The organism is Pedobacter sp. 05T44 (genome assembly GCF_056395985.1).
This window is the reverse complement of sequence record NZ_JBFTKO010000009.1, coordinates 53,901-68,903: the sequence shown is the minus strand read 5'-3', so window position 1 is coordinate 68,903 and position 15,003 is coordinate 53,901. Positions and strand designations below refer to the sequence as shown.

The following is a 15,003-nucleotide window of genomic DNA, read 5'->3' as shown; positions in this document are numbered from 1 at the left end:
ATTTTAGGGCTGCTTTGATCTTCTGGAATTTCAGATAAAGCCATGTATAGGAATTTTTCCCAAACAATAATTTCATCAAGGTTAAGGAGTCCAGTTTAAGAATGCTATGATTAGATGTTGACCGCTGTATTCAAACTCCGCTCTCAGAGCGGTTTTTCTATTCATTTGGTATAGATTGCAAAATAACTTTGATTGGTCTTTTGATGTTTTAAAGTGCTGCATCAAGAACAATCAGTTAGATAATGCATTTTGGCGACAAGAATTGGCATTTCGGAGTTTAGTTTATCGTTTATGTCATTTTTTGTTGATATAGATTTCCACAATATGAAAATTTGAAAAACTAATTAACTAATTCAACTGCAATTTATGTCGGCAAATTATCAGATTACAAACCAAGCAACAGGTCAGGTCATTAAGTTTATTAAAAGTAATAAAGACGCAAATAATGGGCTATTAGAAATGGAAGCGGTATATGCTGCTTTTTCTGATGAGCCGCCACTGCATTACCACCCTATACAAAAAGAAGTATTTAACGTTTTAGCCGGAGAGTTAACCGTAAGAATGAATGCAGAGATAAAGATTTACAAAAAAGGAGAGGAATTTTGTATTGAGCCTGGTGTTCATCATAGCATGTGGAATTCGGGCTATTTAGATACAATGGTAAGTTGGAAGATTTTTCCGCCGTTACAAACAGAGGCATTTTTGAATACATTGACTAATTTGGCCAATGAGGGCAAAACCAATAAGGCAGGTATACCACCATTGCCACTCATGCTTTATTTATTAAATAGGTATAGAAATAGTTTCAGGCTGAGTAAATTAAGTAAAATAACACTGTCTGTGTTGTACTTGTTTTTCTACCCCTTTTTTTTGCTAATGCGTTATCGAAGTAAAATAGCAACTATGCAATCTTGTTCCGTTTCTGAATAAGCTAAAATTTGATCTCAAATCACTAAGTGAAATTAACCAGGATGAAGAGAATTTTATTTTTGATATGTTGGGTAAACAAAATCAAGCCTTAGGATCCGTAACTTATCCGTAGTTCAAACGATGCAAAATGATGCTGTATTTCTTTTGAAAGGATCCTTGGAAAGGAGCGCATCAGGCAAGTTAACACTTCGGCCAATGAACAATATTGTACGCTTCCCTTAAAGTATCGAAATTCAAGAAAATCACTAATAGATGGAAGAAACTACTTGATGGATAGTAATGACCAGATAAAAATAAAGGCGAACAGAAATGTGATTTTTAAGATGGGCTAATTTTTACAATTCTCTCAATCTTTTATGGCATGCTGCTTTATAGTTTCTGCCAATTGGAATTTCTTTACCCAAAAGTTCTACAGAATAGGAATGGAAACTTTCAACTTTTGATAAGGAAACAATAAATGAACGATGGATTCGTACAAATTTATCTTCAGGCAAAAGATCTTCTATTACACTGATCATTTGTTTTGAGATTAAGACTTTATCTTTGAGCACAACTTTGATGTAGTCTTTTAAGCTCTCAATCCAATAGATGTCACTTACATTCACTTTTACCATTTTTCGTTCTACTCTTAGATAAAGAAAAGTATCTGTTTTTTGTTCTGCAGGTTTTTCAACCAAGCTTATTTTTTGGTAATTGGCTTTTTGTAAGGTGAATAACTTTTCAATAGCTTTAAGAAACCGATCAAATCCAATGGGTTTTAATAAATAGTCGATAGCATTTAAGTCGAAACCTTCGAGTGCATAATTTTCAAAGGCAGTCGTGAAGATTACTTTTGGCGGATTTTTAAGATTCCTGATAAAATCAGTTCCTGTTAGACCCGGCATTTTTATGTCTAAAAAAATAAGATCTACTTTTGTTTGCTGCAAAATTTTAAAAGCTTCAATGGCATTACTACATTTTGCAACAATATCAAGTTCTGAGAAGTTTGATATATGGCTCTCAATTACTTCAATGGCATGTGGCTCATCATCCACAATTAATGTTTTGATCTTCATCTTAATACTGTTTTGTGAGGTCTAATTGCATAATTGCTATCGACATTTCTTCTCCTTCATGCATCTTCAATTCATAACCGCCAGAAAATTGTGCCTCTAATTTTTTATGTAGGTTTTTAAGCCCATTGAGCTCAAAGGTGTCTGTTTGACTTAAGGGTTTAAATTTGGGTAAACTATGAGATACCTTAAATTTAATATTACAGCCTTTGATTTCCAAGTTAATATTTATCCAGGGATCTTCGATAGTCTCGCTTATACCTTCCCTAAAAGCATTCTCTACTAGGGGGAACATTAAAAGAGGGGGGATTCTTTGTTCTAGAATTTCTCCATTAATACTAAAAGAAAGATCTAATCGATCGTCGTACCTAATTTTTTCAAGTTCAACATAGCTGTTTAAAATTTCGATATCCCTTTTTAACGGTACACTTGAGTGATGACATTCATTAAGCATATATCTTAAAATACTGGACAAGCCAAGTACTATTTTAGGAGATTCTGGAGATTTAATCAAGGTCAATGCATATAGATTATTAAGCGTATTGAACAGGAAATGAGGATTAAGTTTTGCTTTTAGAAAATCGACCTCCGATTGAAGTACAACCTGCCTTCTTTCAAACCAGATTTTAAAATATTTAATAGATATGGCAATCCAAATTACCGTATTGCTTTGTTCTAGTGCATTGATTAAATAAATGGGGTTGATCAGCTGTTCTATAAAAGTACCATTCAGCTTTTTCCATTTGAAACCTGGAGATTGTGCCTGCATCTTCTTTAAGATGTAAGGATCTACTATGGTGATTTCCATAATTCGAAATAGCAGCGTACAGAAGATGCAACAGGCTAATATACCTAGGATTAAGACGCTGCATTTCTTCTTGTTCAAGTTTTGGGGTATCAGCCAAATCGTTACACTATAATAGTAAATGATATGGACCGGCAGCAATAGCAGAATGACAATTGCCGCTACATAAAAACTAGGTAGGCCAATTGAGTATATTCCGGTTAGGATCAATGCGCAGAAAAACCATAGTAAAAGATGGTTTGATATTTTATTCTCCATTAAATTAGACCACAAATTTGGCCGAATTTACTATAATCGAAAAATTTAACGCTATAACATAGATATAAGGCTGTGTTCTGTCGACGGATTACTAATTGTTCAACGATTTTTGTGATATAATTTTTCAGTCGTCGTTTAACTTGTAAAGCAATAAGGGTACGTCATTTGCCACTATTTTTTCTTTAAGCCCAAATCCTAGCTTTTCTAACAATCGAATTGAATTTTCATTCGCTGGCACCGTTGTAGCCAAAAGCTCAGGATGGTTTTCAATTGTCTTGAAATCGTTTAACACCGCTGTTGCAGCTTCAAAAGCGAAACCCTGTTTTTCATATTGTGGTAAAAAGGCGAAACCAAAATCTTGAAGTGGTAGATAGTCACGTTGAATGATGGTTATGATCCCAATAGGTATATCGTTGTACCGTACAGTCCAGTAATATAAAATTGGGTTTTGGATAATTTTATCTACATACTCAATTGCCATAGCTATTGATTTCACATTTCTTTCGCCTATAAATTTTAACCAGCCAGGCGTATTAACTAATTGTTGTATGAACTCACTGTCTGATAGGGAAAGTCTACTTAATTCTAGTCGTTGGCTCGTGTACTTCTGTTTCATCTATTTTAATTTTGGGTGTTACATCATTAAGGTTGTTTGTCTTATCAGCTAGTTAGCTCTTCTCTTTTCATCTTCTGCACCTCCAGTTTGTTTTTTAGTATTTGAAGATTTATTACTCCCAAATTTATAGCTAAATGAAAACGTGCCTACTCTGGAGTCTCCTTTTTGCCGGAAAAATTCGGTGTAACCAGTTAGTATGTTACTGGCATTGGTTTTTCTGGTATAAAAAACGTCAGTAATGTTTAATTTTAAACTGGCTTTTTTTGCTAAAATTTGTCTTTGAATTGCTAGGCCAGTATACCAAGTCGGTTTAATATCCATGATACCATAGTATCGTCTGCTGTCATATTTACCATTAATTTCCAAACTGGTATTGGAATTGAAAGTAATCATGTTCGTACTAGTTAAGCTAAAAGTAACCCTATTGTTTCCTATGTCGGTATTTGCAATATTGCCGCTGTACTTTCCATAATACACCAACGCATTGACATTGCTGGTTAACCATTTGCCAATTGTAATCGGTGCACTAAAGCTTAAAGTATAATAGTCATACCGGGCTAAGTTTCTACCTGTTTGTATGATTGAGCTGGGCTTAACATCAGGAGAAAGTATAGAAAGAATTTTATCTGTGGTTATGCTGTACCCAAATTTGGTAAGATATTTCCCTCCCCATGTATGACTTAGTTCAAATGAGGTGGTGATTTCGGGGTTGAGTAATGGATTTCCGGTAGAAGACGTGAGTGGATCTAAAAACACTTTAAATGGATTTAACTGTTGGTAAGTTGGCCTATTGATCCTTCGGGTAAGGGCTATATTTAGCTCATGGACTTTGCTTAAATTATAACCAAACTGTATACTTGGAAATAGTTGAAGGTATTTACGTTCAAATTGAGAGAGATTGGTTAACTGTATACCTTCTGCCTGAGTTCGTTCTAACCTCAATCCGAATTGAGCATTTATTTTTTCCCATTTTTTGGAAGCGTTAATGTAGATGGCATTTATCCATTCTTTATAATTGAAATTATTGCTCTTATCTACATCTAAAGTGCTGGTTTTATTAACCAGATTATAAAAAGCAATATTGTCTTTGGTCGTAACGAAGCTACTTTTTAAGCCAAGATCTAATTTTATATCAAGGGATTTTAATTTTTTGCTATAATCACTTTTAAAGGATTTAATTTTAAGGTCACCATTCAGATCGCCATGTAAAATATAATCGTCTTTATTTTTAATTCCGTTGTTGTCCGAGTAAGTGGTAAGGTAATCTTGTAGGCCTATTGCTCCATAATCAGCATAATCTAAATCTAAACTAATAGACTGACCTTCTTTATCCAGTGTGTGCTTGTAGTTGAAATTGATACTTTCGTTATTACGTACAGGCTGTAATATACCTGTGGTATTAAAATAGCCGGTGCTATTTTGATTCGCATCAAAAGATTGTGCTTTACTATTGCTGCCCAGCTCTCCAGCTATAAAAATACCATTGGCTATAAATCCGACAATTACGTTTTCGCTAATGTTTAAATCCCCACCTAACCGGACGTTATGGTTGTTCATATTCATCTTGAAATAATTTTGATAAGAATTACCTCCAGTAATGGTTCCTGCAGCTGAAAAAAATCGTTGCATGGCTAAATCTACAAAGTCATTGTTGAGTGAATAGGTATAAGAACCAAATAAGTTTAATTTTCCAATTTTTAGATTAACATTAGCAGATGGATTTACTTTGTTATATACACCTTGGCCGAAACTAACTGCTAAATTACCATTGAGACCCTCTTTAAGGCCCTTTTTCAATCTAATGTCAATAATCCCTGAGTTTCCTGACGCATCATATTTAGCAGATGGACTAGTAATTAATTCTATTCTATCAATTTGATCCCCAGAGATACTTTTTAATATAGTTGATAGCTCTTGTCCAGATATAGGGAGTAATTTTCCATCGACCATCACCAAAACACCCGGTTTTCCTCTCATCGATATATTTTCGCTGGGATCTACATTAACACCGGGTGCTTTACTAAGTAGGTCTAGTGCATTGCTTCCTGTGGCGGCAATGGAACTTGCGACATTCAATACTGTTTTATCATGTTGTTGTTGGATGAAAGGCTTATTACCAACGATATTTACTTCATCTAATGCATGTACCTTGGCAACAAGGTGAAGATCACCGAGATTAAAATTTTGAGTCAAAACAATGAGGTTAGATTCATAATTCTTGAAAGCAAGACTTTTAACGACAACATGGTAATTTCCTTTTTCTATTTGATTAAAAATGAATTTTCCGGCAGTATCTGGAAACTCAATTTTTACCAGCTTTTTCGTCTCAGCTTTTATTAAATTTACACTAATGCCGCTGAGCTGATCTGGTTTGAGGTTGGATAATTGTCCAGTAATCTCGAACATTGATAGTTGTTGTGCAGAAACATGGTGATATGTTAGGGCAAGAAAAAATGCAAAACAGATAGTTTTAATAGTTCTCATATTCAACTTCAATGCAGTTACATTCACCAATTTGCTTGTAAAGCCGCATTCGGGCGCAAATTTCTATTTTCGTTAATTGGTTTTAATTAATGGTCGTCTGAATCGTGGTTTTTGTAGACATATTGCTGATTTAAGTAGCTGAAAAGTAAGACTACAGGGATATCTAAGTTTCACTGTTTTTGCAATTCCTCAAGTTGATTTCGTAAAACTGCTTAAATCACCTATCTCTCAGGTATTACTGGGATAAGCACATACCGTTAATGTCTAATGATACGGTTTTAGCAGAAAAAGATATAGCGTTAAAGGAGCAGCTCGCAGCAACTGTAAAGCGAAACTCGTATCTGACTAAGCGATGATTTCCAGTATTAGCGTAGTTGGATTCCGTAAGCCATATTGTACAAAGTTTTTCTGGGCAATTCGTTTGTTAACTTCTGCGGTTTTCAAAATAGTAAGAAAGTCAATAGGACACACGGAAATTAACAAGATGACTGCGGTCCATTCTGCTTGAGATGCAAAAATGATATGGCAACTTTCATCGCCAGCGCAATAGGTGTTTTTTGGATACTTTGTTTTTCTGCAAGCAGCTAATTTGCCTGCCTGGCCTGAGGTATGGTGGGCCTAACTAAATATTATTTATTCAAAAACTAAAGCATGAAACAAAGATTACTATTGAAAATGATCTTCCTATTGCTTTTCTGTTATGGTGCAGTTGCCCAAGACAAGAAAATATCAGGAAAAGTGACTGACTCCGATGGCGGTGGACCGCTACCGGGTGTCAGTGTAAAAGTCAGAGGAAAACAGCAGGGGACGGTAACGGGACCCGATGGGAAATATATTCTTGAAGCTGCAAGTAGTGCTATCCTTGAGTTTGCTTACGTTGGATATGTTGGACAAACTAAAACTGTCGGTAATGAACTGGTCATTAATGTGATACTAAGCAGTGAAAATAAATCGCTAACAGAAGTGGTCGTAACAGCATTTGGTATCAACAGGGCTAGCCGGACAAATGGCTATTCCGTTGCACAGGTAGGTGGGGACGAAATCAATAGGGCTTCCCCGGTAAATTTAATGTCGGGTCTACAAGGTAAGGTTGCCGGTGTAGATATCTCCGCTACTTCAGGCTCACCCGGCGGATCCAGCAAGACGGTAATTCGGGGATTCTCTTCTATCGCTGGTAACAATCAGCCCTTATATGTTATTGATGGTGTTCCAGTAAACAATTCGAGGCCCGGAGATGCCTCCCCGGTCAATAGTCTTGGAGATTTAAAAGAGAATTATGATTTTGGTAATGCTGCCAATGACATCAATCCCGGAGATATTGAGACGATTAGTATTCTAAAAGGGGCTGCGGCAAGTTCCTTATATGGATCGCGGGCATCCAATGGTGTCATTTTAATTACTACTAAAAAAGGAAAAGCAGGTGCTTTCAAGGTAGACCTCACTTCAGCTGCAGCCTTTTCGCAGGTAACAAATGTACCTAAGCTACAGGATAAATATGGACAGGGTTTTGCGTATGAAAGTTGGATTGCTGAAAATGGTAGCTGGGGAGCAAGATTTGATGGGCAAACGCGGGATTGGGGATCTAAAGTTGATGGAAAGCGTTTGTCTCAGACCTTTGCCGCAGCTAAAAATAGTTTCAGAGATGCTTTTGATACCAGTCAGGAGTACAATAATACAATCTCTTTTAGCGGGGGTACAGATCAGTCGACATTTAGACTTTCTTACGGAAATGTAAACAGCAACGGCATTTTGCCAGGCTCCAGTGATGTATATAAAAGAAATACAATAAGTTTGAATGGTTCTACTAAGTTTAAAGACCTATCCATTACTGCAGGTTTAAACTATCTTGGAAAGAACACCAGGACAGTACAGACTGGTCAGGCGAATTCAGGGGTGGGCTCTTCTTTTTATGAGGATATTCTACAGATTCCGGTTAATTTCGAAATCTCAAAATTTAAAGACTACAACAATAAATACTTTGATGTAGATGGCTTCTATAGTCCTTTTACACAAAATCCATATTATTCAGTTTTTGAGAATGGTGCGACATTTAAAAGCGACAGGTTCTATGGCAACCTTGATCTGAAAATAAAACCATTAGAATGGCTGACGCTTCAATTTCAGCAAGGCGTTGATGTGAGTAATATCGTCGATAAGATTTGGAATGCTAAGAATTCACCAACTCAGGGTTCATGGTCTGGAGGTGGTAACGATGAGCAAATCGTTAGGCAGGCAAGTGTTGGAAATGTTGTTGATGGTTCAGAAAAATATTTTGAGTTTGATTCCAAGCTCAATGCGCTATTTGATCAGAAATTCTCCGATCAATTTAATGTAACGGGATTGATCGGCTTAAACTTCAATGACAGGGGTTCAAGAGTTTTATATACCGGTATTGAAGATCTGTTGATCCCTGGCTTATATCAGATTGATAACTCAGGGAACGCCCCAACGAGCAGTCAGACCAGTAAGCAGCGCAGGCTTTTCGGTGCTTATGCCTCTGCCACTTTGGGATATAATTCTTTTGCTTATTTGACTTTGAATGCAAGAAACGATTGGAGTTCAACCCTGCCAAGCGCGCAAAGAAGCTATTTTTATCCTGGTGCCAATTTTTCTTTGATCCTGTCTCAGATGATCGATATGAGCAATGCTAAACTGTCTTTATTCAAATTAAGAGCAGCTTATGGTAAAACGGGAAGTGATACCGATCCTTATAGTGTGTTAAATACGCTGACTAAAACCAATGTTTTTTTGGGTGGAGGTGCTTATACTTCATTCCCATTTGGAGGAGTAGGTGGGTATAGTATTTCTAATACTTTAAATAATACCAAACTGAGACCGGAGATCAGCACAGAAACTGAATTTGGGACGGAGATAAAGTTTTTCGATAACCGTCTAGGACTGGATTTCTCATATTACAACCGCGTTACCAATGATCAGATTCTACCCATTGTCTCTGCGCCATCTACTGGTGTAAACCTCAGAGTCGTAAATTTCGGAAAGGTGCGTAATAGAGGTATTGAGATCACATTGAGCGGGGTTCCGATAAGAACTGATGATATGAGTTGGAATATTGGATATACCTTTACAAGAAATAGAAACGTTGTTCTCGAATTGCCGGATGGACTGAGCAAGGTAATCTTAAATGCTGTATTTGATGCGCAATTTGTGGCTAAGGTTGGTCAGCCTTTAGGCGTATTTGAGGCTCCTGTGCCAGTTTATGATCCAGAAGGACGTATTGTGGTAAGTTCAAATGGATTTCCCGCTTCTGCACCTAATCTGGGAACCTATGGCTCCTCTCAGCGCGATTTCGTAATGGGCTTTACCAATACTTTCACTTATAAGGATTTTATGTTCGGCTTCACGCTGGATTTTAAAAAGGGAGGCCTATTCTATTCCGGCACAGCAGATTTGCTAAATTTTGTGGGTAATGCTGCAAATACAGTTTTTAACGACCGACGTACGTTTATTGTGCCTAATTCAGTGGTAAAAGTTGTGGATAATGCGGGCAAAGTGACTTATGTAGAGAATACAAATCCGATTACCGAAAACAATGTTTATTCCTATTATTATACCAACCTGGGAAGGGCAATTTCTTATAAGGATAGGATTATTGACAAAACATACCTAAAGCTCAGAGACGTTACGCTTGCGTATTCCCTGCCTAAGAACATTGCAAGAAGGATAGGAACTGACAAGGCGATGATCACCCTTTACGGTAGGAATTTGCTTACCTGGTTGCCCAAACAGAATATAACCATAGATCCTGAGGTTTCAAATTTTGGTAACGACCTTTCCAGTGAATTCGGAGAGTTTAGAACTGGTCCATCCACAAGGAATTTCGGCGTTTCTTTAAATCTAACCTTTTAATCTTCAATTAATTGTTTATACAAATGAAAAATTTAAATAAAGTCATTATGGTGTGCTCACTTGCTGGACTCATAAGTAGTGGTGGATGCAGTAAGTTAGACATAAACATAGATCCCAATAAGCCATTGCTGGAGAAGGCAAATCCTGAATCACTAATCCCTTCAGGAGTGATTTCAACTGCAGGAAGAGTAGGGGGGGACTTAGCGATTGTTGGCGGGATCTGGTCTCAGCATTGGACACAAAATAACTCTTCAAGTCAATACATTAGTCTCGACACTTATGATGTTCCAAATTCATCGTCCTTTATAAACAGCCCTTATCAGGAACTTTATTCAGGAGCATTGGCGGACTATCAGCTTGCAATTGAGAAAGCTGTTGTGGCAAAGGATTGGCGTTATAATCTCATGGCTACAGTGATGCGGGCCTATACCTACCAGGTTCTTGTGGATCTGTTTGACAAAGTTCCCTATACTGAAGCCCTGAAGGTTGGTACATTTTTGCAACCCAAATTTGATGATGGATATACCATCTACAAATCATTGATTGAAGGAATCGATGCAGCCTTAGCAAAAGACTTTCATAATACACCACATCTAGATACGGACAGTAGAATAGACTTAGTTTTTGGAGATAATGGCAATGCATCCTTTGAGGATCAGATGGAGAACTGGGAGCGTTTTGCAAACACCTTAAAGCTTAAAATGTACTTAAGAATGGCCTATGTAAAACCTACGGAGGCTGAGGCGGGTATCAAGGCAATGTATGATGGAGATGCTAAATTTTTGACCACCAATGCAGGTGTGGCCGGGTATGAGAATGTTCCTAATAAAAGTAATCCTTTGTTTGAGTACAACTTCAGAAGGCTGAATACAACAGATAACCTAAAAGCGAGTGCAACGCTGGTAAGCTGGCTGGAACAAAACGCGGATCCTCGGGCCCAGGTTTATTTCGGTGTGGATAGCCCTGTGCCTACAATTAATCAAGGTGATTTTTGGAATCAAAGTAGTCACCCAGAATATTTTGATGCGGTAGTTCCTGTTATTGCTCCTACAGCACCGGTTTGGTTCATCACTAAAGCCGAGTCTTGCTTCATGCAGGCAGAATTTTTGGAACGTTACTATGGAGGTTCAGGAGCGGAATTGAAGTACAATGAAGGAGTAACAGCAGCGTTTACAAATCTTGGCTTGCCTGGCCCTACAACTTTATTGGCTGGTCCGTACAAATACCCTACAACTGCCAACCTGGAGACAAAAATAGAAAAGATAATTGTTCAGAAGTGGGCGTCACTATTTGGTTCCCATGCTTTGGAAGCTTTCTTTGAACAAAACAGAACAGGTTACCCAAGGATTAGCCCTGTATATTCAACAGAGGAAGATTACCAACCGGGTACTTTAGTTTATGCATCCAGAGGTGTTACCGGTGCGGGAAATTTTCCTAGAAGATTAGTTTATCCAGAGTATGAAAAAAGTAGAAATACCAATACCCCAGCCGAGGTGCCGATTTATACCAAAGTTTGGTGGGGAAAATAGTTTTTTAATCAAAAGAGATTCAGATGAAAATTAATAATAATAAGATATTGACTTTAATGTTGATGGTTATTGCAGCCGTATATGCTACAAGCTGCAAAAAGGACGTAGATTATGGAGGAACAGTAATGCAAAAAATGTCAGGTGACTGGCATGTATCGGTGGACAATTCTGCGAAGCGATATAATTTGTATAGTTTCAATACAGCAGACAATAGTGCTAAACAGTTTTGGATTCAAAGTACGGGTCTGAGAGCTGGGACGAAGAATATAGCAATCAAAGGAAAGATAAATGTAGATCTTGGGAGTCAGACTTTCTCGGTATCAAATGTTACTAATGTCGCTGTTGGGGCTCCTTACACAAGTTTTAGCATTTCAAATGGCCGAATCATCACAAATGGGACTGTTGGTCCCGGATCGGGTACACCTACAGATTCGATCACATTTGACCTGAATATTGATGGTGCTACATTCAAAGTGACAGGAAGACATAAAACTGGATTTGTAGAGGATCGTCCTAAATGATGTACTGCGCAGCAGCCTTTAATCACTTTGCTGCTGCGCCTAACTTAAAAGGTTCTCAATAGACTATTCCGAGCACTGGAATAGTCTATTACTTATTTGAGACGGTGTGAATATGGTTTAAAATTATGAGGGTTGATAGAACAAGTCATCAGACTTCTCTTAGGTTAAAAAGCTGTGAAGTAAATACAATCCTTTTTAATCGGTTACACAAATTTAGAGACGTAAGAATATGATTGATCAAACAATACAAGTCGTCATCAATGCACCCCATAAGGACGTTTATAACTATATCTCTGACTTGAGGAATGACAGAGAATGGAGAACAGAGGTGATATTGACTTCATCACAGGCTGACTTGGAAATAGGAAATATTGCAATAGAAAGCTCCTTTCTTTCCAGAAAGATCCCTCAATATATCCGCCGACTGGAATGCATAGCGTTTCAGCAAAATGATATGATTTTATACCAAACGCTTGATGGTGATCCCCATTACTTGAAAAGTACCCGGAGTGTGCAGATTTGCGAAGGTGATTCTACACGGTTCATTTATCGACTCGAATTTGATCAGAGCATAGTCAAGCATGCTTTGGGCTTCAGCTTACCTAAGTTAAATATTGATGTTGTGACCAGAAGATCAATGCGAAATTACATGAACAATTTGAAGACCATCCTGGAAACCAATGTGTAAAATGGGAGTAAGTTCAAGATCAAATAAACCCATGTCTTTTTTGATGTTATTGAGTAATCTGCTACTACGGTTGTAAACCGAAAAGCGTAAATCCAGCTGACTCGAGTTCTTGAATATAGCCAGTGTAATCAAGGCCAATATTTATACGCTCACAGAATCCTATAACGGACAATATATCACGCCATTCTTTTAATCCCTCGAAAAAAAAATGGTTAGGATTTGTATTTTTGTGATTATGATTTTTAGAACTGCGGAACTTTCAGATATAAAACAGATGCAGATAGTGAGACACTTGGTGAAAGAGAATACACTAAGTGATCCTAATCTTGTTCCAGATAAAGATGTAGCATATTACATTTCCGAGAAAGGAAAGGGATGGGTTTGTGAAGTGGATGGGCTAGTGGTGGGTTTCTCTATTATAGACCTCATGGAAAGAAGTGTTTGGGCGCTATTTGTTGATCCAGAATTTGCAGAAAAGGGGATTGGAAAGGAGTTGCACAGGCTAATGATCGATTGGTATTTTGAACAAACCACTGATACGGTGGTGTTGGGGACATCCCCGGGTACCCGGGCAGAACGATTCTATAATTTTCAAGGCTGGACTCCTATCGGAAGTTATGCTAACGGAGAGACTAAATTTGAAATGCATTATGAGGACTGGTTGAGATTTCGTTGAATTTGAGTACCTGATTCTGTTTTAAGCAGATAACCCACTTCATTCCTTCTCCCCAATTTTGAAAATAGCTGGTAAACGATTTTTCCGGCTATTTCTTTTTCAAATACCCTAAGTATTCCCATGGCGTTATGCCACATTGTTTTATAAAGCTTTTCGTGAGATAGGAAGGGGGTATTGAAGCTTACTTCATAAGCAATTTGTGTATTGATGAGTTTTTCTTTTATGAGTAATTTAATGGAAAGTTGGATAGGCCCTGTAACCTTTCTGCTCAGTTCATTGTCTCTATCTTTAAAAATTATAACAATTGACTATATGTATAGATCACCATTTTTTGAGGAAGAGGATAGTGAAAAGGTATTGGCATTTATGTTTGCAAATCCTTTTATTACCCTGATAGGTAACGATGGGGAATTTCCTGTTGCCACCCAGGTACCGGTAATTGTAAAAAGGATAGGTGATATGATCCTGCTGGTTGGCCATATCATGAGAAAATCAGATCATTTCCGTGCGTTCAGTATCAATGAATCAGTAATGGCGCTATTCAGTGGTTCACACGCTTACATCAGTGCTTCTGTTTATGAAAAACCAAGTTCGGTGTCAACTTGGAATTATCTTTCGGTACAGGCAAAAGGCAGGATTAAAATGCTAGATGAAGCTGGGACTTACCAAGCGGTAAAAGACTTGACTGATATATATGAATCTCCGGATAGCAGCCCAGCGGCATTTGGAAGGATGGATAAAGATTACATTAAAAAACATCTAAAAGCAATAGTCGGATTTGAGCTGGAAGTACTCAAACTCGATCATACTTTTAAATTAAGCCAGAATCATTCAGCTCAAAATCGCAAAGGCATCATAAATAAATTACTTGCAGGTAGCGATATGGATATAGCTTTGGCGCAAGAAATGGAAAAGCAGCAAAACGATCCAATAGAAATCACGAAAAAACTTACTAATGATTTAGGGGTGTGTACTTCTGGAACACGCCATGTAAATGAGAAGAAGATATAATAACTGAGATTTATGATACATTTAATAATTGGCACGCAAGGTGCCGGGAAATCTACTTACTCCATGAATTTAGCAGAAAAAATTAATGGAATTCACCTCTCAATTGATGATTGGATGCAGGAATTGTTTGGTCCAGACCTTCCAGTACCGATGGATTTTGGATGGATAATGATAAGAGTGCACAGATGTGAGCAACGAATATGGTCCACTGCAGTAAAAATAGCTCAGACAGGTGGAAATGTAATTTTGGATCTTGGTTTTATGAAGGTGCAAAATAGAAGTCTATACCTAGGGTTGGCAAAAGAGCATGGGATTTCAACCCAACTACATTATATTAACGCACAATTGCCGACTCGTTTGGAACGTGTTATGAAGCGGAACGCTGATAAGAGCAAAACTTATTCTTTTGAAGTGAGCCCAGCTATGTTTCATTACATGGAAAATGAATTTGAACCACCAACTGAAGACGAATTGAAAGATATTGTCTTTATCAATACAGATGAGTCTATTTAAGTAGAAACTTCTGCTAAATATTAAAAATTCTTAATCTAATTAATTTGCCACAC

At 37.5% G+C, this 15,003-nt stretch carries 12 protein-coding genes; 8 read left to right on the top strand and 4 right to left on the bottom strand.

Going from position 1 to position 15,003, the window contains the following annotated elements:
- The first annotated feature begins 366 nt into the window (after positions 1–366).
- Positions 367–930, top strand: a complete 564-nt coding sequence (locus tag AC1DDK_RS15155; RefSeq protein ID WP_288882649.1) for a cupin domain-containing protein — start codon at positions 367–369, stop codon at positions 928–930.
- A gap of 335 nt (positions 931–1,265) precedes the next feature.
- Here the strand turns inward: AC1DDK_RS15155 and AC1DDK_RS15150 are convergent, their stop codons facing one another.
- From AC1DDK_RS15150 to AC1DDK_RS15135, 4 genes are all read right to left on the bottom strand, one after another.
- Entirely contained in the window at positions 1,266–1,985 is a 720-nt protein-coding gene (locus tag AC1DDK_RS15150; protein ID WP_288882647.1) for a LytR/AlgR family response regulator transcription factor, read from the bottom strand.
- 1 nt (position 1,986) lies between these two features.
- A complete protein-coding gene (locus tag AC1DDK_RS15145; protein ID WP_337717408.1) occupies positions 1,987–2,790 on the bottom strand; it encodes a sensor histidine kinase in 804 nt (267 codons plus the stop codon).
- Positions 2,791–3,169: 379 nt separating this feature from the next.
- Entirely contained in the window at positions 3,170–3,661 is a 492-nt protein-coding gene (locus tag AC1DDK_RS15140) for a GNAT family N-acetyltransferase (protein ID WP_288882643.1), read from the bottom strand.
- A gap of 48 nt (positions 3,662–3,709) precedes the next feature.
- Positions 3,710–6,067 carry an outer membrane beta-barrel family protein gene (locus tag AC1DDK_RS15135; RefSeq protein WP_288882642.1) on the bottom strand — a complete coding sequence of 786 codons (2,358 nt, stop codon included), beginning with the start codon at positions 6,065–6,067 and terminating at the stop codon, positions 3,710–3,712.
- 729 nt (positions 6,068–6,796) lie between these two features.
- Here AC1DDK_RS15135 and AC1DDK_RS15130 point away from each other — a divergent pair.
- From AC1DDK_RS15130 to AC1DDK_RS15100, 7 genes are all read left to right on the top strand, one after another.
- On the top strand, positions 6,797–10,012 hold the full coding sequence (locus AC1DDK_RS15130; protein ID WP_337717410.1) for a SusC/RagA family TonB-linked outer membrane protein: 3,216 nt from the start codon (positions 6,797–6,799) through the stop codon (positions 10,010–10,012).
- A 23-nt stretch (positions 10,013–10,035) separates the two neighbouring features.
- A complete protein-coding gene (locus AC1DDK_RS15125; RefSeq protein WP_288882639.1) occupies positions 10,036–11,541 on the top strand; it encodes a SusD/RagB family nutrient-binding outer membrane lipoprotein in 1,506 nt (501 codons plus the stop codon).
- Positions 11,542–11,564: 23 nt separating this feature from the next.
- Positions 11,565–12,062: a lipid-binding protein gene (locus AC1DDK_RS15120; RefSeq protein WP_288882637.1), complete on the top strand. Its 498-nt coding sequence runs from the start codon at positions 11,565–11,567 to the stop codon at positions 12,060–12,062.
- A 229-nt stretch (positions 12,063–12,291) separates the two neighbouring features.
- Positions 12,292–12,750 carry an SRPBCC family protein gene (locus tag AC1DDK_RS15115; RefSeq protein ID WP_337717412.1) on the top strand — a complete coding sequence of 153 codons (459 nt, stop codon included), beginning with the start codon at positions 12,292–12,294 and terminating at the stop codon, positions 12,748–12,750.
- A 274-nt stretch (positions 12,751–13,024) separates the two neighbouring features.
- Positions 13,025–13,426: a GNAT family N-acetyltransferase gene (locus AC1DDK_RS15110; protein WP_337717414.1), complete on the top strand. Its 402-nt coding sequence runs from the start codon at positions 13,025–13,027 to the stop codon at positions 13,424–13,426.
- Between the two features lie 312 nt (positions 13,427–13,738).
- Positions 13,739–14,437 (top strand): FMN-binding negative transcriptional regulator, encoded by a 699-nt coding sequence (locus tag AC1DDK_RS15105; RefSeq protein WP_337717416.1) that lies wholly within the window; start codon positions 13,739–13,741, stop codon positions 14,435–14,437.
- Between the two features lie 12 nt (positions 14,438–14,449).
- Positions 14,450–14,950 (top strand): P-loop nucleotide/nucleoside kinase family protein, encoded by a 501-nt coding sequence (locus AC1DDK_RS15100; RefSeq protein WP_288882630.1) that lies wholly within the window; start codon positions 14,450–14,452, stop codon positions 14,948–14,950.
- Positions 14,951–15,003 lie beyond the last annotated feature (53 nt).